The sequence below is a fragment of the Enterococcus devriesei genome (genome assembly GCF_001885905.1).
GTDB lineage: Bacteria > Bacillota > Bacilli > Lactobacillales > Enterococcaceae > Enterococcus_A > Enterococcus_A devriesei.
Genome location: NZ_JXKM01000006.1, coordinates 31,251 through 50,777, shown reverse-complemented (window position 1 = coordinate 50,777; position 19,527 = coordinate 31,251). Strand labels below are relative to the sequence as shown.

At 38.6% G+C, this 19,527-nt stretch carries 18 protein-coding genes; 8 read left to right on the top strand and 10 right to left on the bottom strand.

Annotated features, from left to right (window positions below; genetic code table 11):
- Nucleotides 1–186: 186 nt before the first annotated feature.
- Nucleotides 187–3,240 (bottom strand): beta-galactosidase subunit alpha, encoded by a 3,054-nt coding sequence (gene ebgA / locus RV00_RS09775; protein WP_071862422.1) that lies wholly within the window; start codon nucleotides 3,238–3,240, stop codon nucleotides 187–189.
- The gene (locus RV00_RS09770; RefSeq protein ID WP_071862421.1) at nucleotides 3,237–4,733 is read right to left on the bottom strand and encodes an amino acid permease; all 1,497 of its coding nucleotides are present in this window, start codon (nucleotides 4,731–4,733) and stop codon (nucleotides 3,237–3,239) included. The genes ebgA and RV00_RS09770 overlap by 4 nt, the downstream gene beginning before the upstream one ends.
- Nucleotides 4,734–4,864: 131 nt before the next feature.
- Here RV00_RS09770 and RV00_RS09765 point away from each other — a divergent pair, with 131 nt between their 5' ends.
- The gene (locus RV00_RS09765) at nucleotides 4,865–5,701 is read left to right on the top strand and encodes a helix-turn-helix domain-containing protein (protein ID WP_071862420.1); all 837 of its coding nucleotides are present in this window, start codon (nucleotides 4,865–4,867) and stop codon (nucleotides 5,699–5,701) included.
- An 89-nt stretch (nucleotides 5,702–5,790) separates the two neighbouring features.
- Here RV00_RS09765 and RV00_RS09760 read toward each other — a convergent pair whose 3' ends face one another.
- The 8 genes from RV00_RS09760 to RV00_RS09725 all read right to left on the bottom strand — a co-directional run bounded on the left by RV00_RS09760 (nucleotide 5,791) and on the right by RV00_RS09725 (nucleotide 14,169).
- The gene (locus tag RV00_RS09760; RefSeq protein ID WP_071862419.1) at nucleotides 5,791–8,304 is read right to left on the bottom strand and encodes a sigma 54-interacting transcriptional regulator; all 2,514 of its coding nucleotides are present in this window, start codon (nucleotides 8,302–8,304) and stop codon (nucleotides 5,791–5,793) included.
- Between the two features lie 166 nt (nucleotides 8,305–8,470).
- A complete protein-coding gene (locus RV00_RS09755; RefSeq protein ID WP_071862418.1) occupies nucleotides 8,471–9,181 on the bottom strand; it encodes an HAD family hydrolase in 711 nt (236 codons plus the stop codon).
- Nucleotides 9,175–10,002, bottom strand: coding sequence for a PTS system mannose/fructose/sorbose family transporter subunit IID (locus tag RV00_RS09750; protein WP_071862417.1), 828 nt, complete (start codon nucleotides 10,000–10,002; stop codon nucleotides 9,175–9,177). The genes RV00_RS09755 and RV00_RS09750 overlap by 7 nt, the downstream gene beginning before the upstream one ends.
- Nucleotides 9,999–10,805, bottom strand: coding sequence for a PTS mannose/fructose/sorbose/N-acetylgalactosamine transporter subunit IIC (locus RV00_RS09745; protein WP_071862416.1), 807 nt, complete (start codon nucleotides 10,803–10,805; stop codon nucleotides 9,999–10,001). The genes RV00_RS09750 and RV00_RS09745 overlap by 4 nt, the downstream gene beginning before the upstream one ends.
- Before the next feature lie 12 nt (nucleotides 10,806–10,817).
- Entirely contained in the window at nucleotides 10,818–11,309 is a 492-nt protein-coding gene (locus RV00_RS09740) for a PTS sugar transporter subunit IIB (RefSeq protein WP_071862415.1), read from the bottom strand.
- Between the two features lie 55 nt (nucleotides 11,310–11,364).
- Nucleotides 11,365–11,781 (bottom strand): PTS sugar transporter subunit IIA, encoded by a 417-nt coding sequence (locus RV00_RS09735; protein WP_071862414.1) that lies wholly within the window; start codon nucleotides 11,779–11,781, stop codon nucleotides 11,365–11,367.
- A gap of 225 nt (nucleotides 11,782–12,006) precedes the next feature.
- Entirely contained in the window at nucleotides 12,007–12,666 is a 660-nt protein-coding gene (locus tag RV00_RS09730; protein ID WP_071862413.1) for an ABC transporter ATP-binding protein, read from the bottom strand.
- Between the two features lie 18 nt (nucleotides 12,667–12,684).
- On the bottom strand, nucleotides 12,685–14,169 hold the full coding sequence (locus tag RV00_RS09725; RefSeq protein ID WP_071862412.1) for an ABC transporter permease: 1,485 nt from the start codon (nucleotides 14,167–14,169) through the stop codon (nucleotides 12,685–12,687).
- Nucleotides 14,170–14,312: 143 nt separating this feature from the next.
- Here RV00_RS09725 and RV00_RS09720 point away from each other — a divergent pair, with 143 nt between their 5' ends.
- The 7 genes from RV00_RS09720 to proC all read left to right on the top strand — a co-directional run bounded on the left by RV00_RS09720 (nucleotide 14,313) and on the right by proC (nucleotide 19,451).
- Nucleotides 14,313–14,987, top strand: a complete 675-nt coding sequence (locus RV00_RS09720; protein ID WP_071862411.1) for a response regulator transcription factor — start codon at nucleotides 14,313–14,315, stop codon at nucleotides 14,985–14,987.
- 4 nt (nucleotides 14,988–14,991) lie between these two features.
- A complete protein-coding gene (locus RV00_RS09715; protein ID WP_071862410.1) occupies nucleotides 14,992–16,296 on the top strand; it encodes a sensor histidine kinase in 1,305 nt (434 codons plus the stop codon).
- A gap of 110 nt (nucleotides 16,297–16,406) precedes the next feature.
- The gene (gene thyA, locus RV00_RS09710) at nucleotides 16,407–17,282 is read left to right on the top strand and encodes a thymidylate synthase (protein WP_071862409.1); all 876 of its coding nucleotides are present in this window, start codon (nucleotides 16,407–16,409) and stop codon (nucleotides 17,280–17,282) included.
- A 120-nt stretch (nucleotides 17,283–17,402) separates the two neighbouring features.
- Nucleotides 17,403–17,636: an AbrB/MazE/SpoVT family DNA-binding domain-containing protein gene (locus tag RV00_RS09705; protein ID WP_071862408.1), complete on the top strand. Its 234-nt coding sequence runs from the start codon at nucleotides 17,403–17,405 to the stop codon at nucleotides 17,634–17,636.
- Nucleotides 17,633–18,046: a type II toxin-antitoxin system death-on-curing family toxin gene (locus RV00_RS09700; RefSeq protein WP_071862407.1), complete on the top strand. Its 414-nt coding sequence runs from the start codon at nucleotides 17,633–17,635 to the stop codon at nucleotides 18,044–18,046. Before RV00_RS09705 ends, RV00_RS09700 begins: the two co-directional genes overlap by 4 nt.
- Nucleotides 18,047–18,203: 157 nt before the next feature.
- Entirely contained in the window at nucleotides 18,204–18,521 is a 318-nt protein-coding gene (locus tag RV00_RS09695; protein ID WP_071862406.1) for a YrhK family protein, read from the top strand.
- A gap of 150 nt (nucleotides 18,522–18,671) precedes the next feature.
- Nucleotides 18,672–19,451, top strand: a complete 780-nt coding sequence (gene proC / locus RV00_RS09690; RefSeq protein WP_071862405.1) for a pyrroline-5-carboxylate reductase — start codon at nucleotides 18,672–18,674, stop codon at nucleotides 19,449–19,451.
- Nucleotides 19,452–19,527: the final 76 nt, after the last annotated feature.

The following is a 19,527-nucleotide window of genomic DNA, read 5'->3' as shown; positions in this document are numbered from 1 at the left end:
AAATTCAATCAATTTTTTTATTCATCTGTTGAGCTACATTTTCATTGATGTTTTGATTGTTACACCATATCCGATTTTACAATGAACCTTTTTCCAATAAAAAATACTCCTTTCAAATTCTGTTCTAGCAATGATAAAATCTGCTAGTAAACGAATTTGAAGGAGCATCTTTAGTTAGGACAAAAATTAGTTTAAGACTTCATGGGACAACGATAAAATATCAGCTTCTTTTCTGTTAAAACCAGTTAAGCGGAAGGAAATATCGAATTTTTCAAAAGTTGTTCGATATTTTTCTAACTGCCACTGTCCACAAGAAAAGCTTCCTAATGCATTTTGCTTGTAGTCGATATTTACAACTACATAATCCCGTTCTTCTAAGTCGCAAGTATGCTTTGCCTGGTCTAAATCAGCTTCTTCGTAATAAGAAGTGCTGAAGTTAAATCCAGATGATTCAGCAACGAACACACCCTGTCCTCGATCATCGGTTAGTGCCACCCACCGAGTATCCATCCTGTTTCCATTCGCTTGAGGAACCACATAATTTGTAAACATATCCTTAACACTCGAACTATAAACTCCGAGATACCCTGCTTCTTTTGAATCCGCATAGTTTCCTCTTGGTCCTCGGCCCAAGTATTTCACTTGATTTAAAGCTTTATTTACATGCATCGATACTCCTAGTCGCGGAAGCATGTCTGGGGCTGTATCGATTTTCCCACTAGGAATTCCTTCTATATTAAATAAAATATCGCCACTTCCAAAAATTGTATAACTATAAGTACACTTGTAATGCCAAGCACTATTTGTAGTCGAGTTGATCGTTTCAACAATGATCTTAATTGATCGATCTGCCTTTTCCCAATTAAACGAATGAACAATCTCATGCTCCAAATGAAGAAAATGCTTCTTTTTCATTTCATCAATGATTTCCATGTCATTACTAATCGGAGCCCGCCATAAAGTAAACTTAGGTCCTCGTTCAATCAGTGTTTGGCCATCTTGAACCATCTTCAAAAGCGTTCCTCTCACAGTATCAAAAGTTACTGAAAAATTTTCTCCAACAATATTAAGCTTTGTTTCATCTTGTTCGACTTGCAAACGACCGTTTGGTTCGACGACAAGGCCTTCTGTCATAATCGGAAGTTCAAAATTAGCCGAGGCCAATTCATACCCCTTTGGTGCATACGCCATGGCTGCATTAAGTCGATAGGAAAGTTTCAAGAAATAACTTGCTCCTGGCTGGGGTATAAAGTTCAACGAATAAGGCAAAGTCATTTCCATTTTTTGACGTGCTGAAATCGAAGGTAGTGAAATTGTTCCATCTTCGATCACGGTCTCATCCTCAATAATTGAATAATACAAATCAAAAATCTGTAAATTTTGGAAATCAAAACGACTCAACAGCTCGATTTTTCCTTCGGCCAGGTCAATTTCTGTCGTTTGAATGGGTTCGATGACTTTTTTATATTCGTACAGACTTGGAGAAGGAGTGCGATCTGGCATCAGCATCCCATCAATACAGAAATCTTTATTGGAAGGATCATCGCCAAAGTCGCCGCCATAACGATAATATTTTTCTCCTTTTTCAGTATATGACTCAATTCCATGATCAAACCATTCCCAAATAAAACCGCCTTGCAACTTATCATGAGTGTAGAATAAGTCTTGATATTCTTTTAAGTTACCAGGTCCATTCCCCATCGCATGACAATATTCACATAAGATGTGTGGTTTTTTTGATTCCTCAATAATGGTTTTCATCAATGGTTTCTTTGTTGGATGTTCCAGCCAAGTGTACATGGTTGAGTATATATCCGCTGCTTCTACCTCGAAGTCCCCTTCATAATGAACTAGTCGAGTTGAATCCATCTTTTTCGCCACCTCGGCCATTTTTACAAAATTGCTTCCAAAAGCAGATTCATTTCCAAGAGACCAAAGTATAATCGATGGATGATTTTTGTCTCTTTCAATCATTCGAACCATTCTAGAAACATAGGCCATTTCCCACTCAGGATCATCACTAATCCAATCATATTTCCCAGTTAATTCAAATCCATGACATTCTAAATCCGTTTCATCGATGACGTACATTCCATAATGGTCACAAAGATCGTACAAATAATAAGAGGCTGGGTAATGACTTGTTCGAATGGCATTAATATTGAATTGCTTCATTAAAATAATATCTTTTTCAATTTCTTCCTTTGAGACAACTCGGCCATTTCTTGGATTATAATCATGACGATTAACGCCTTTGAACTTGATTGCCACACCATTCACTAGAAAAACCTCGCCCGCTAAGCGGATATTTCTAAACCCTACCTGTTGTGGAATAACCTCGATCAATTCATCCCCTTCATAAACAGAGATCATCATTTGGTACAAATTAGGTGTTTCAGCCGTCCAAGGTTCAACCTTAGGAATTTCCATATGAATCCGTTCTTGCTGGTTAACCGACGTTTGACTAACTTGTTTCCCAGCTGAATCGATCAATTCTACCTCTATGCGCTGCGACTTTTCTTCACGGAATTTGAAAGACAGATCCAACAACCCATTTGTATAGTCTTCATCCAAATCTGCGACCACTTTAATATCATTAACCCCTGCAAAAGGAACCCCAAGCAGCTCTACATCTCTAAAGATTCCACTAAGCCACCACATATCCTGATCCTCTAAATATGTCCCATCAGACCATTGATAAACTCTTACCGTCAAATCATTTGCGTCATCTTCATGAATCAGTTTGGTAACATCAAACTCAGCTTCATTTCTTGCACCTTTACTGTAGCCGACTTCTTGCCCATTGACCCAAACATGAAACGCAGAATCTACACCACAAAAACGCAAGATTACTTTTTTTCCTTTGAAGTTTTCATCAACAGTGAATTGTCGTTTGTAAATCCCTGTTGGATTTTCTGTTGGAACATAAGGCGGGTTAATTGGAAAATTGTACCAAAGATCGGAGTAATGCATTTTGCCATATCCCTGAACTTGCCAATTGCCTGGAACTTTGATATCGAACATTTCTTTTGTATCAAAATCTGGTGCATAAAAGTTACGTGGGCTATATTCTGGAGCATCTATTAATAAAAATTTCCATAGTCCATTTAAATTTTTAAAAGCATGTGTATACTTGTTTTCATTCAATAATGCTCTTTCTTTTGTTGGAAAGCTCAAAAAGTGTGCACGTGGTTCTAACCGATTGATATGATCCAATTGATAATTTTCCCAAATTTTCATTTGCCAGTCACCTCTACCTTAGTTTCTTTATTATTTATTAATTTTGATTTTCTCTCATAGCGATTCCAACAAAGCCAGGCAAAGCCCATGAATATTACTAGTCCAGCAATGTTATAAATCAGCATTCCAATGGGACTTGCTTCACCCGCCGGTAATGTTCCATGTATCTCAGCCATAATCAACTGCGGATCAGGAACCGTTGACATGAAGAATACGAAAATAAAAATCACTAATAACGTAATACCCGCAAAAATACCAAAATGACGATTGCCAAATTTAAAGCTTCGAGGCATCGAGTCCTTTTTCAACCGTAATCCGATATAGGCAATTAATAAAAATAAAACCGGTAACAATGAGGTAGAAGCAGTCATATTGATTAACGTCGCAAGAAAGCTATCCATGTTACCAATTCCCAATGCAGGAATAATCAGCAACATTGTAACGATAATTCCTTGTACTACTAAGGCATTTGTCGGATTTCCTTCTTCATTGGTTTTAACCAGCCATTTTCCAAAGACACCCTCTGGAATTTCTGAGAAAAAGACCTTGACCGGTGCAGCAGTCCATAACGCTAATGAACCCAGACTACCAATAAATAAAATCAAGCCAACTAAGCGGACCATCACTCCACTTGGAATATGGAAATAAGAACCCAAGATTTTAAAGATATCGAATATCCCATTTGAAAAATTCCCTTTTAATACATCTGAAGGAACCACGAACCCAACAGCAACCGCGCCTAAAACATACATGATACCAACAATTATAGTTGCACCAATCATTGTCCGAACAAAAGTACTATTTCCACCTTTGACATCCTTAATGTATACACCAATACTTTCACCACCGCCAACAGCTTGTAAAATCCAAGCCATGGTCATGAAAAAAGTCCAATTGAAGGTTGGCTTAATTGACTGCATCGTAAACTCTTGTGCAGGTTCTTTACCAAATCCAAAAACAACAATAAATGCTAAAACTACAAAAGCTACCCCCATGAATAACCTTGCACTGCCAGCAAAACTTGTGACTTTCGAGATCCAAGATACTCCTTTAATACAGACCCATGTCATTAACCAAAAGAGAAAAATCGAAATAATAGCAATAATAATCGTACTGTTGCCACCCTGAAAAACATTAGCTCCACCAAATGCATAAGAACCATAAATCAATGTGTTCGGCAACAAGGAACAGAAGAAAAATAGATTCACAAAGAAGTAAGACCATGCACCTAAAAATGCCCATTTCTCTCCTAATACTGACTGCAGCCAACTGTGAACTCCTGATTCTTTTCCTGAGTTAGCAGAAGCAAATTCCGCAATCATCAATATAAACGGTAAAAAATAAAAAATAGTGCCAAACAAGTATCCGGGAATCGTCGCCAACCCAATTTGAATACTATTGTTGACAATGCTAGGAAATGCGAAGACTGCTGAAAATGTCATCAGCATCAACGCAACCGAACCTAGCCGTTGTCTTGAATTAGAATTCTCCATCTTTTAAACATCCTTTCAATATTTATTTACACATTGATTTTATAGCGCTTTCATGATATAAAAAATAAGAAATGTTTCCAGATACTTGTATTAATGTTGACTTATCCATTTTTCTTTTAAGGAGTGATTAAATGTATAATTCATTACCCAATGACGTCAGCATCCTAATTAACAATGAGAATTTAAGTAAAGAATTCAACGTTTGTGAGGTTGGTTATGAGAAATGTCGCTCAACAAAGCCAACTGAATACGCTCCAATCGATTATTGGGTCATTCATTATTGTGTTGAAGGCGAAGGGTTTTTCTCCACGCCTTTTTTCTCTGAAAGAAAAATTACAGCTGGAGATTTTTTCATCATCCCTTCAAATTGTAAAAATGTTTATTATCCTAATCGTGAAAATCCTTGGCAATACAGATGGATTGGCTTTTCCGGAAGTTTAATAGATCGTTGCTTTTCAAAACTAGAACTGAATCAATACAATTGTGTGATTAACCATTCCTTTGACCATCGCATAGATGTTCTTTTTCAAGATATCTACGAATCCTTTAAAAAAGACAGTCTTTTCCAAACGATGTCCGCTTCTTTTATTCTATTCGATACAATCGATAGAATGAATCTAAAAGTAGACAAAACCTCACAAGCTGAACTCTTATTTAAGGATATTCTGAACTTCATCGATGATAATATGTCAGAAAATCTTAGTGTTAATCAAATTTCAAAAGCCAATAACATCGATCGAACTTACCTTTACAAACTGTTTCAACTTTATAAAAGCGTGGGCCCTAGCGAGTACATTCAAGAGCTAAAATTACAAAAAGCATGCTCTCTGCTACGGAAAAGTTCACTCTCCATCACTGAAATTGCTTTTGAGTCTGGCTTTTCTTCCTCGTCCTATTTTTCAAAATTTTTTCATTCCAAACTTGATATTTCTCCCTCTACTTATCGAAAAAAATTTATTGTCAATTAGATGATAAAGAGCTGCAAAAAACTCATTTTAAGAATAATGAGCCTCTTGCAGCTTTTTCAGCAACCAATATTTTAGTTAATTCTTTTCAACTAACCAATCAGAATCTCGTAAACAATATAAAGTTCCCAATTCGAGATTTTGATTTTATAAAACTGTTCCAACGTGTAAAAAATCGTTTGAGCATTCTGATAAAAAGGTTTGTCATTAATTTTTAACACATTGATATTTTCAGGAACTGGATAATCTTCTGCGCCAAGAATTGTTCGTTCCACCATTAAAGCTAGATGCATCATCAAATTAAATTTCATTTTTGCATTCAACTGTAACCCAAACCTTTTTTCACACTTTCCAACAACGTCTTCCACTTGCCGGATAATAACATCTGGATTTAGAAATTCAAGCTTCTCTGACAAACCTTCTTTAGAGAAGAAGTGGATAAACTCATTCATTAACAGTGGAATACTATTAGGGTGAATCAAATTCTTTAATTGTCTATTCAGCTGATTCTCAGCACCTTCATCTAGTACATCGATCAAATTGATACTTGGTACCGGTGTCTTATTATCTAAATATGAAGTCGTTAAAATTACAGCTGTTTCTTTCAAATAATCTTCTTCTGTATATGCTCGTTCTAAAGTCTTTATTAGTTCACTGTAATTTAATACGATCAGTTTAATATCGGGATTGAAATACTTTTCGCAAATCATTTTAATTTTTTTAGCAATATCACGTCCAGAGATACTAGCTAGAATGACATTTTTTTCTACTGCAAAACCTTCAAAATATTGGACATTTGTAATAAATTCCCTCTCAGCCGTTTTCGCAATTTCATAAAAAAGATTTCCATTAATAAGTTGTTGGCCAACCTCTAAAGCATAAGAAGTCGTTAAATTATTAATTACTAGAAGCTCTCCTAAAATCTGAGGTTTCAAACTTTTATATAAATGTGTCAAAGAGCCCATATCTACCAACATGATTACCCCTTCAGAAGTATCTCTTTCTGTAAGCCAATCACTGAATTTTGTTATTATATCTCGGGCTGATGAGGATAACGGCATGTTGATTGCATCGAAAACATATTCTCCGCACATTTTATTCGCTACAGCTTGAATACTGCTAGCAGTTGAATTTCCATGCGCTACAAGAAGCGCCTGATAACGGATATCCTCGCTTACTTTGCCAATTAGCATAACTCCTAGAAAAAAGGTAACAAATGACTGAATTTCTGCTGCTACATTTTTAGTCAGATTAGTGGCCAGTAATAATGTTCGAGGGTATTGTTTTGAAAGAAGATGGCTTTTCGCTCTTAATATTTTTAAAGGAATGTCTCCTTTGATAATTTGAAGTAGCCTGCAAACAATCTCAATGGCTTCTAACGTCATCTTTTCATTATCAAACAGGATGTGATTCTGTCCTTGAACACTTGAAATGATTGTCGTAGATAAACTATCATTTATAACAGTTACTGCATTAGTCAAATACTTACTATCAAATTCTTGAAGCTGTTCCTTTAGTTTTATGAAGTCATCTGATTCGAGTATCGGGGTTACTTTTTTTACCAAAAATAAGCGCTCCTCTACTGACGACTGAGGTATCGGTGGATACCCGATTTGGATCGTTGTCTCGGTATCTCTTCCTATTAAAAGTGTTTGGCTATTAGGTTTAAGTCTTAGTGCATCTGCACAAGCCATTCTGACTTGATTAGATAAACTGCCTATATTCCCTGGAAGCTCTTGCGTAATCAAGTCAGAAAAAATATCGTTAGCGATAACAATACTTTTTTTAATACGTTTGGCTTCACGTTGAAATAGATATTTAACTAACTCAATTCTCTCAAATATCGGTCGTTCATGAAATGTTGGCAACTCAATAACTACAGAAATCCGACGATAAAATGTTGGTAATAAAACCTCTTCTGGTGCTTCTGTAGTCGCAAAAAGCAAGCGCACATTGGAATGAATCGACTCAGCCTCTTCACCAACCGGTCGGAATTGCCCACTATCCATAAATTGAAACAGTTTTTCTTGATTTTCATTGGAAAGTCGATGAATTTCATCTAAAAACAAGACACCATTATCTGCTTGCGCTAACAGTCCTGTTTTTTCCTTTTCTGCCCCAGTAAACGCTCCTTTTGTATGTCCAAACAGGATGGATGACAGCAATTCAGGATTATTGGCGTAATCCGCACAATTAAAAACCAAAAATTTTTGAGCACCAGCACATTTCTTTTCTTGAAGGTATTCAAATATCAGATGTGCCAAAAAGCTTTTACCCACACCACTTGCACCGTGTAAAAGAAGCGGCAATCCTAATGGGGGATACAAAACCGCAGCTTTACATTTTTCAAGTGCCTTTTTAGCGCTCCCATTGCTACCGATGTATTGGGTAAAGACATCTCCGCCTTCGGTCTGTTCCATTTTATTAATTGACCAGTATACAGGTTTTGTTCCACTTTTTTCAATTTCGCTTTCTTCTAATAACTCATTTAAGTACAAACTAGTTGCGGAACGACTTAATGAGATAGAATCTGCAATTTCTTGCGTGGTCAGAGCTTGTTCTTGTGCTAGTATGTGTAACAATTGTTTCCGTGTCTCTTTTCGCATACTCTAGCCTCCCTTTATAAAATACAGTATCTATTAAAAAAAGTCATCTCATCTAGTAATAACTATCTTTGCTTTTATTTGCTATAAAAGACTATCGCAGTAAGAGTCCATTAGATTGTCCTCTTCGCTACGATAGTCTTTGTAATATGACTTGATTCAATAAATTCTATTTGATGGTTAATAGTTTTGAAAGCAACAGTTCTACTACTTCTTTATTAGTAGTAGCTTGTGGGACTAATAATTCACCTTCATCAGCAAAACGATTCAGCCAAATTGGATTCCACCTAGCCAAGTGTGCAGGAGCAATATCATTTTTATAACTGTCTCCTAAATAATATATTTGGGCTATTTCTGCTGGTAATTGACTCGCAACTTTTTTGAAACAGCTCACATTAGGTTTGGTATCTCCCAGATCCTCGGAGATAAACTGCCATTTTGGCTCAATGTACAAATCCATTCCTAATTGATCTAGTTTTTTTTGCTGTTGCTGAGTAAACCCATTTGTTAAAATACCACAAAAAATCTTGCTTTTTTTTAAAACGTTTAACAACATCACCATTTCAGTAGACAACCTTTGTTTGCTTTGACAGAAGTGATAATACTCATCTAAAGCAATGATTTCTAAATAGTCTTTCTGGTTTAGTCCCTCTAAAACAGAATACCAACGATTATAATTTTGCTTCGTATTCAATTGTCCCTCTTGGAATTTCTGATAGATTTTCTCACTATTTCCACGAAAATCACGATATAGTTGTTTTAAAAAAACTTCATCAGAAAATTCTTCTGGAAAAAAATTTTCAATAGTGCATTTGAATGCACTGTAATTGTCCAGTAAGGTATCATCGACATCGAAAAAAACAGCTATCTTTTCTAACATACCCCTAACAACCCTAAAATGATTCCTAAGAACATGATCCCAAACATTACAATATTTACATTGACTTTCTTCCGTAACAACCAAAAAGCAAAAAGTGTGACGGTCAAAGGTACAATGCCGACAAACAATTGGTCAAGGTAATCTTGAATCTTCATTACTTCTTTGCTGCCTTTGACACTCACCTCTAAAATTGTTTTAAATTTGACATTCGAAGCTGTCATTGAACCCATCATCATTAAACCTAACATGCTAGATGCTTTTGTTAGAATCTTCATGCCCCCTGATTCATACATCTTTTGAATAAAGCTAGCACCGACAGAATATCCGCTATAGAGAGCATAATAATGGATTAAAAAAGCTGGAACATTATAAATCACTAAAAACATTATCGCACCTAAAGGTGAGCCCGATGCAGCTAAAGAAATTCCAATCCCCGCAGCGATGACTCGTAGAATTCCCCAGAAAAATGAATCCCCAATTCCAGAGATTGGTCCCATTAAAGATGCTTTGACCGCTGTAATAGAACTTGCATCAAAATGTTCATCTTCACTGTTTTGTTTTTCCATTGAAGCAACAAGACCCATGATAAAATTATTAATATGCATAGTGGCATTAAACCATGTGGTATGACGAACAATCGCCTCGGCGCGTTCTTCTTTTGTTTTATAAAAACGATTGATGACAGGCAAAAGGGTATAGATAACACCAACTGCATGGTATTGTGTCGCCCCAGTTCGGCTTGCATTCATTGTCCACGAACGCCAAAAGACTGAGCGCATCATTTTCTTTTCTTCTTTTGTCATATTTTCTTGGAATTTCATGCGAAAAAGTCCTCCTCTTCTTCAACTTTGGTCATTGGACCATCATGATGATTGCCGCCTTTGCCGACATCTCTAATTTCAAGGTCTCGTTGTGCGCTAACAATACAGATTACAACGCCAATGACAGCGACTGCTACAGCCGGTAGTTGCAAATAAGCTGTCAGAACAAACCCTAAAATATAAAAAACCGATAGCTTATTGTCCCATAATAATTTCATCAACATGGCAAACCCAACCGCCGGCAACAGTCCTCCAGCAGCACTTAAGCCGTTCATCAAATTTTGTGGAATATTTTCAACAAAAGTGTTTACTGGACCACTACCCGCTAAAATACCAATGAAAGAGATCGAAGCGATAATCACATAATAAATAGCCCAAGTTCCGTAGTGTAATGCAACTACCATTTTTTGATTATCCTCGCGGGCTGCTTTATCTAAAGCTGGAGCAAAAATATTCATGAAAACATTTTTTAAAAACATTACGACAAAGGCTGCCAGCATACCAATAGGTACAGCTAAAGTCATCGCAGCTTTTTGTTCTACATTAGAAATAATTGCAAAGGTTGTAGCTAGAGTTGTTGCGGTTACTGGCTCAGCAGCGATCACACCGCCAATATTTACATTTCCTAAAAATACTGCCTCTAATGACGCACCCATTAAAATTCCGATCTTCATGTCTCCCATTAAAATCCCAGTTACTAGACCTACGACCAAGGGACGTTCCATCATACTTTGCCCTGTCAGATAGTTACCTGCGAAACAGATAAAGACCGCTAGAGCTGCCATCGTTGCATGCATCAACATTTTATTTTCCTCCTATTTCAACGCTTCTTTTAAATTTAATTGCGAATTTGACGGCAAAACTTGATTGTAACTATTCACTCGTTCTAGTTGTGACAACTCTTTTGCTGCTGTTAGTTCATCAGGATTTAACTGTACACTAGGAAAAATCATTGTTTTTGTGGTTGGATCAGATTTATCAAATCTTCCCGCGTTTGCTACATTTACTGTCTCAATATTTTCAACATTTTGAGCAATTCTATTCGCATCAGATACGCTATTTACAATCACAAAAATACGCTTATCTGCCCCTCTTGGATCATTGAATAAATTAATTGCGTCATCTACCGAACGAATCAAAAGCTTCATACCATTCGGTACCGCCATTTTTAATGTCATCTGCATAACTTCATTTTTGGCTGCTTCATCATTAGCAACCACTAACAATGGTGCATTTAATTCCTTTGTCCATACCACAGCTACTTGACCATGAATTAAGCGGTCATCTACACGAATTTGAGTAATCATTTTATTTCCTCCTAAGTTTTTTTGAACTTCTTATTTACTACTTTTTTTTGTTGTTCTAGAAAAATAATTCTTCTTCTGATAATTGAGTTGAGACTAAACAAACTTGACTTTCTTCAATTGCTTCGTTGATGCTTTGTTGAGTAAACACATCATTTTCCGACGATAAGACTAAAGTCAAGATAATCGCTAAATTGCTATTAGACACAATAAATATCTGTTCTTTTTTACTTATCATTGTTTCTGAAACAACTTTTTGATTAACACTTCCTCCAAACAAGTCTGTAAAGATCACTCCTTGTTCTTCTTCCCCAATAGATTTTATAAAGTCTGTAATAATAGGGGTAAAATCATCTTCAGTCAAATACGCATCTATGATTTCGAGCTCAGTACCCTTATCTGCTAGAATATTCAGCGAATTTTGAAACCCACTAGCTAGTCGCCCATGTGTTGCAACTAAAAATCTCTTTTTCATAATAATCACCTCACTCTATTAGAAGCAATTACTATGCCAAAAAACAAAAGGATGGAAAACGCCATTAACAGCGACTTCTCATCCTCTTCGAACTGTTTAAACAGTTTTTATATTTTTAAACACATGCGATTGTTAAACCATCAATCATCCGTACATAGGACTCTTTTTTCTTACACTCGTAATCCTTTTAAGTAGTTTTTTTCATCATTGCATCAGTAGTTTCACTCACGAGACTTGATTAAACGTCTGATTTTTCAACTCGTAGACCACATCGCAGCCTTTGGCGACTTCCTGTTCATGGGTGACTAAGATGATACATTTTTGTTGTTGATGAGCGATTTCTTGAAAAAGCTTGACGATCTCACCGGAAGTGGCTTCATCAAGGTTTCCAGTCGGTTCATCGGCGACGATCAGCTCGTGTTCACAGCACAAGGCTCGGGTGATGGCGACTCGCTGCTGCTGTCCGCCTGATAAGAGCGTGACTTTTTTCTCTGCCAGCTCCTTGGTGATCCCGACTTTTTCTAAATTAGCTAACGCATAGGCTTTTTTATCGGCTTGCTGGCTTTGGGCGATCTCCATCGCTGTCACTACATTGTCCACCGCCGATAAATAGGGCAATAAATTATAAGCTTGAAAAACGATTGAAACATCTTTGCGTCGGTATTCACGCAATCCGATTTTTTTTAAGGAGTTGTCCTCATAGAGAATCTCCCCACTTTTAGGGGTGTCTAGTCCGGCGATCAAGGATAAAAAAGTCGTTTTCCCCGAGCCACTAGATCCTAAGATCGCGTACATCTTGCCTTTTTCAAAGGTCAGATTGACTTTTTCAAATAGCGGTCCGTTATTTTCGTACCAGTAACCTAAATCTTTCGTTGATAGTGTCATAGCTCATTCTCCTTCTGTTTATGAAATCAAAATTTTCTTAGGGTTCAGCCGCAGAATGCCAGCGGAGGAAAGGACGATTGAGAAGAGGCTGATGCCTAATCCGATCCCTGCTAGACTAAGAATTTCGGTTGGCTGTAATGAAATTTTCAGTTCTTTGATCTCTTTTGTTTGACCAAATGGATTGCCGCCCATTTGGACGTTGCCTCGTTGACCGCCATTGTCATTAAGTGCCTGCCCTTGACCCGGACCGCGATCACCAGCAGCGTTAGCTTGTTGATCGGTTTGTTGACTACTGGTTTGTTGGCTAAGTAGTTGATTTCCTACGGCGTTACCGACAAGATTGCCACTGGCGGCGGCGATCCCTAAGGCGAAGACCATGCAGACAAAGATCTCCACGAAAAATTGTGAGATCACTTTGACTCGTGACTCTCCTAGTGACAGCAAGACACCAATCTCGTATTTTCGTTCGCGGATCGATAGCATGATAATCAGCGTCAAAATAATCACGCCGGCCGCCGCGACTAAGATCACAATATTTTTTGCGAAGCTAGAGACATTGTTTAATGGCTGTAGCATCTGTTGATACATTTGATCATTGGTTTCTAAGCTGAAAGTATCAGTATCAATCAACTTATTGGCTTTTTTAACAAAGCTTTCCATTTCTTTCGGATCGTTTAAATTGTAAACAGCCGAATCAATCGTTTTGTCATCTGAGCCGGTCAATGTATTAACCAACGTATAGGAAGAAAAAATCGTATTGGCTGGGTTCATAAAATTAAAGCGAGCCCCCATGCTGTCACTAGAGCTGCTGGTTTTATAAATCCCTTTGACAGTGACTGCCACATCTTTATCGTCGCTATTCTTGATTTTAAAGGTATCACCGACCTTCAAATCATTGGCCTCCGCTAAGTTTTCTTCTATTAGGACATTGCTGGTGCCTTCATCTTTAGCAGTGATTGCTTCTCCTTCAACAAGACTGGCGGTGCCGGCGGAAAATTCACTATAGGAGCTGCTTTGGGAAACTCCTTTGATTTGGAAATCGCCCTGACTCATTCCTTCCGGTCCGCCTTGTCCGCCCATTTTTTGATCCGTGGAATCCTCAGAAGACAAGGTTGTGCTCTCTTCGCTGGAAATTGGTGTAATACCAGTGCTTTTATCCGCCGACGTACTGGCCTCGAAAGAATAGGATTTCACATTGGCCAGCTTCGCGATTTTTTCCGCGTCGCTAAGATTGACTGGCGTCTGCTGAAAACTCCCCGGATCAGGCCGAGCATTCTCTGAATCCGAGTCCTGTTGGTTTTTAAACATCGCCTCGCGGTTAGTAGATAAGGTGACGGTTGCCCCGACGCTCTTTTTGGCATTCGTCGTCGCAAGCTCCGCCCCACTGCGGATCGTCAGTCCTGCTAGAACAAAAATTAAAATAGCTGAAAAGACCGCGATCATCAGTAAGCTGCGTCCTTTCTTGGCCCACAGGCTTTGCAGTGCGCGTTTGATATAATTCATAGATTGTTTCCCCCTTTAATTGTTGCTTGTAGCATAAGTAGCGTGCCTTAACCCAAGCTTAAGCGAAACGTCAGGAGGTTTAAGGTTGTTTTAGGAAAGCATGGTACACTTATGGGAGATAAGAATAGGAAAGGAAAAAAATAATGATAAATCTTTTAATCGTAGAAGACGAAGCAACGCTTTCAGATAATATTAAAGAAATTTTGACCGACCTGGGAACAATCACGCAGGTCTATGATGGTGAAGAAGGCTTGTTCGAGGCAGAAAGCGGCATTTACGACTTAATCGTCTTGGATCTGATGCTACCTGGGAAAAATGGGTATGATGTTTTAGCGGAATTAAGGGAAAAAAATATTCAGACGCCCGTTTTGATCCTTACGGCCAAAGACAGTTTGGAAGACAAAGTTACCGGCTTTCAAAAGGGTGCCGATGATTATTTGACCAAACCTTTTTACCGGGAAGAATTGATTATGCGAGTCAAAGCCCTATTGAAGCGTTCTTTAGGCTTATTTTCCGAAAATCAATTAAGCTATCGAAGCATCACCTGTAACCTAGCCACAAAAGAAGTCACCGCTGGCGAAGAAACACTGCCGATCCAAGGCAAAGAATTCGATCTCTTAGTCTATTTCATTCAAAACAAAGGAGTGATCCTGACGAAAGAACAAATCTTTGACCGCATCTGGGGCTTTGATTCTGACACGACCATCACCGTGGTGGAGGTTTATATGAGTCATTTGCGGAAACATTTGAAACCGACGGGTGTTGATCAGCTGTTTAAAACATTACGAAACGTCGGCTATATTTTACAAAAGGATTGAGGCTATGAACACAGAACTTTCAAGAAACCAGCGCTTAAAATTTTTCTGTATGAACGTCGCGGCCTTTGCCGTGATCTTTCTGCTGCTAGGATTCATTACACTACAACTATTACAAAGCTCCGCTTATCGCCAGACGGATCTTTCCTTGTCGCAAATGGCGGACAATGATCATTTAATCCAGATGGAGATCAATCGTTATCAGCAAAATAACCCCTTTTTAGATCAAAATCCTGGCGGTGATGGGCCTGGTGGCAATAATCGCTTTAATACCCAAATCATCTTGTGGTCCAAAGAGGGGACTATTTTGAATAAGGAGGTCTTAGGCGGCCGCTTTACCGAACTGGATAAGCTGACTTTGGATAAAGAACATTTAAATGCCGTTAAAACGTTAAACATCTCAGACGAAACAGTCCCTAATCAAAAATTGTATTTTCGTTCCTATACGATTCGCTATGACGGAGGTACTGACATCAGCTATATTCAATTTTTAGCGAATACGAATCAAATCGTTGACTCGATGTCCACCTTTGAAACGACGCTGATTATTTGTATGGTGATCTTTTGGCTGATCTCGATTGGGATAAGTTTTTACCTTTCAAAAATGAACATGCAGCCAGTCATGAATTCTTGGCGGAAACAGCAAGAATTTGTCGAAAATGCGTCCCATGAACTGCGGACGCCTCTTGCCATAATCCAAAACAGTTTGCAGCAGTTGTTCACTAAGCCCGATCATACAATTTTAGAAGAATCAGAACCGATTGCTCAAGCCTTGAATGAGACCCGACGATTAAGCGGGCTGACCAACGATTTATTGACGCTGGCTCGCAGCGACTCCAATCAATTACTCTTGGAAAAAGAAAGCCTTGATCCCCAACCTTTTATCCAACAATTAGTCCAGCCCTTCCAAGAAATCGCTGAGATGGCCGGAAAACAATTTGTATTGGAAAATTTTGCCAAGGACCCCGTCCTGATCGACGAAAAACGCATCCATCAAGTCTTGGTGATTTTATTAGATAATGCCTTGAAGTATACGGAAGCCGCCGATAAGATCGTGCTTCAGTCAGAGATTTCAAACAACGACTGGCTGATCGAAGTCAAAAACAGCGGCCCCGCCATCAGTGATGAAGACAAGCAACACATCTTCGAACGCTTCTATCGAGAAGACCGTTCGCGCTCTAAAGAAACCGGCGGCTATGGCTTAGGTCTGGCTATCGCCCAACAAATCATCACCCAGCACAAAGGCAAGTTAACAGTGCGAGATTGGCAACCTAAAGGCGTGATTTTTCAAATCCGATTGCCGTTGAAATAAAATGAAGTTGGCAAACAATAACAAAATAGACAGCTTCTAAAGAAAAATTAATCCACGAATTCCCGCAAATGTGTTAAACTCAGACAAAAGCAAAAAAGAGGAGAATTCTTGTGACTGAATATACTGGCTTCGACAAAATTTATCGCGATATTGTGATGGAAATCATTGAGCAGGGCACCGATCAAGACCCGACTTTAGTTCGTGCGAAATACGCAGATGGCACGCCTGCTCCGACCCGCTTTATCCAAGGAGTCAATTTTAAAATCACGCCGGCGGACGGTATCCCGATCTTAAAATCAAAACGCGTATTCCAAAAAACACCCTTAGTCGAATTAGAATGGATCTGGCAAGAATTATCCAACGACGTAACTTGGTTGCAAGACCATAAATGTAAGGTCTGGAACGAATGGGTCGATGAAAATAACACCATCGGCAAGGCCTATGGCTATCAATTAGCCAAGAAATGCCGCAGGCTGCCTAATCATGATGAAAAACTAAACCAAGTCGAATACGTCTTGCATCAATTAGAAAATAATCCCGGCTCACGCCGTATCATGACCAGTCTTTGGGATGTCGATGATTTGGATGAAATGACCTTAGAACCTTGTGTTTGGGCCACCAATTGGAAAGTCAATAATGGCGTCCTTGATCTGCATGTCAAACAGCGCTCAGCCGACATGGCTTTAGGAAATCCCTTCAACGTTTATCAGTACGCCGTCTTACACCGCTTGATCGCTGACCAACTAGACTTTGAACTAGGTACGATGCATTGGTGTATCGATGATGCACATGTCTACGATCGCCACATTGATGTCTTAAAAAATCAATTGTCACAACCCGTGCCAGCGAGCGAGCCAACCTTAGTCTTACCTGCTAAAATAGCTGAAAATGGTAGCACGCGCTCCTTCTTTGAACGTCGTTTATCCGATGTAAAATTGGAAAACTACGAGAATAACGGTGTGTTTAAATACGAAATCGCCGAATAAACTAAACCAGCGAATCACTCCTCTATTTAGTGGGAAGGTTTGCTGGTTTTTTAATTATTTTGTATATCCCGTATATCCGGTGTATACTGTAATATATAAGTACGAAGGGGGGTCCTGGACGTGAATATCAAAGAAAGAAAGCTCCGGATGGTGGGAAATTCAATTGTCATCTCTGTTTCGAAAGATTTCTTAGCGGAAAACCATTTACAAGTTGGCGATGCTATCTTACTTGACGAAGATAAGTTAAAGGAAGCTATTACGAAAAAAAATACTCATGACGCACAATTGGATTTTTTAATCAATCAGTCGCTGCAAGAATACAATGATACTTACAAGGATTTAGTTGACTTATGAGCTGTCACTATTTGAAAGCAGAAGATATCATAAAAATGAACGTTTATCTGATCCAAACTTATTCTCCTAAAGAAATACTAGGAGTAAAAGATCCAAAAGCATTAGATATGATTGTCAATCAACCTACTTTACCCGCATTCGGTGAAGAGTTCTATCCAAAAGTCCCAGAAAAGGCTGCGATGCTGTTAATCCAGATTATTAAGAAACATCCCTTTCACAACGCAAATAAACGGACTGCTTTTATGGCGTTAGATATCTTTTTAAAGTTGAATGGTTTTTCTTTAACCTTTACAAAAGAACAAATCCTTAAACTTGTTGTAACCATCGCTACCTACCAAGGAGACTTTGATTTGCTTAAAACTAACACCACAAATCAACTGCAAAATCACATGAAAAAACAAACGAGCTAAAAGCTTTGAGTCCTTCGCATTTGCCGAATTCTCAAAGCTTTTTCTATCCCCTTAAGAAAACCATAACTCCCCCAATCAATAGGCTGATTCCTTAGCTTTTCCTCCTTCCCATAGTACAATAACCAATTACAAAAAAAATGAAAGGCGTGATCTAAACATGCCACAAATCAAACGAAAATCACACGAAGTAGAGGCTGCTCTCGAAGAAGATGTCGAAATTCAAGGGAAACGATTCCGCTTATACTTTCAGAATCGCTATACGATTCTTTCATTGGCCGTCGATTTATTAACGGGATTCTTTTACATCCTCGGAAGCGTCGCTGCCTTGATCCCGATACCTGACAGAGTGGGTATGTACTTTTACCTTACCGGATCGATTTTTTTAACCATTCGTCCGATTCTGCGTATAATCAAAAATATCTTTATTTATGATGACTTGAAGGTGGAAAAAGCAAATAAATCCGCGAGTAAATAGTAGATTCTATGGTAGATTTGAAACGTATAGCATACAGTTTAGGTTGCTTTTAACAAGAAGTGATTCCCTTGCATTTCCAAGCTGTTTAAATGTCTTTATTTTCGAATCATCCTTATAATAAATAAGAAGCAACTATTAGGAGGGTTTTAAATGAAAATCGGTATTTTTGGACTTGGACAAATGGGCAGCGCGATGATCCACGGTTATCTACGGACAAATACGCTCAGCCCAGCAGATGTGCTAGTAAAAGGTGGTCGTAGTCAGACTGCCAAAAAGGTCTCAGATTCATTAGGATTGACCTTGATCGACAATTTAACAGAACTGGCTGAAGCATCATTGATTTTGATTGCCACCAACCCAGCCAGTGTCTTGTCTGTTTTAGAATCTTTACCAGAAGAAGTGACAGCTAACCGTATCCCGATCGTTTCTGTCGCTGGCGGTGTGTCACTTGATAAAATGGGCGCTGTCTTAGGTGCTGACTATCCCCTCGCTCACAGTATCCCGAACACTGCAGTTGAAGTAAATCAAGGCGTCTTAGGTATTGCCTATGCTGAAAAAATCTCAGCAGACGCTAAAAAGACCATTTCAGAGCTGCTTACACCATTAGGAAGATTATTTGAAACACAGGAAGATACCTTAGGCGTGATCGGCTCTGTCGGTGGCAGCGCACCAGCCTTCGTGGATGTCTTTATTGAAGCTCTCTCTGATGCAGCGGTCCTTTATGGCATCGATCGGAAATCCTCTTATCAAATCGTGGAGCAGATGATCAAAGGCTCTGCCGAACTAGCGTTAGAAACTGGAAAACACCCGGCCGAGCTTAAAGACGGCGTCACCTCCCCCGGCGGTACAACAATTAAAGGCATCGCTGCTTTGGAAGCAAATGGTTTTCGTCATGCGGTGATTGAAGCCGTCAAACAGACGATGAGTTAATTTTTATCTATTTAACTAGTAAACCCCTTTCGACTTTTTATAGTCGAAAGGGGTTTTGTCTTTAAAAATCGCCAAT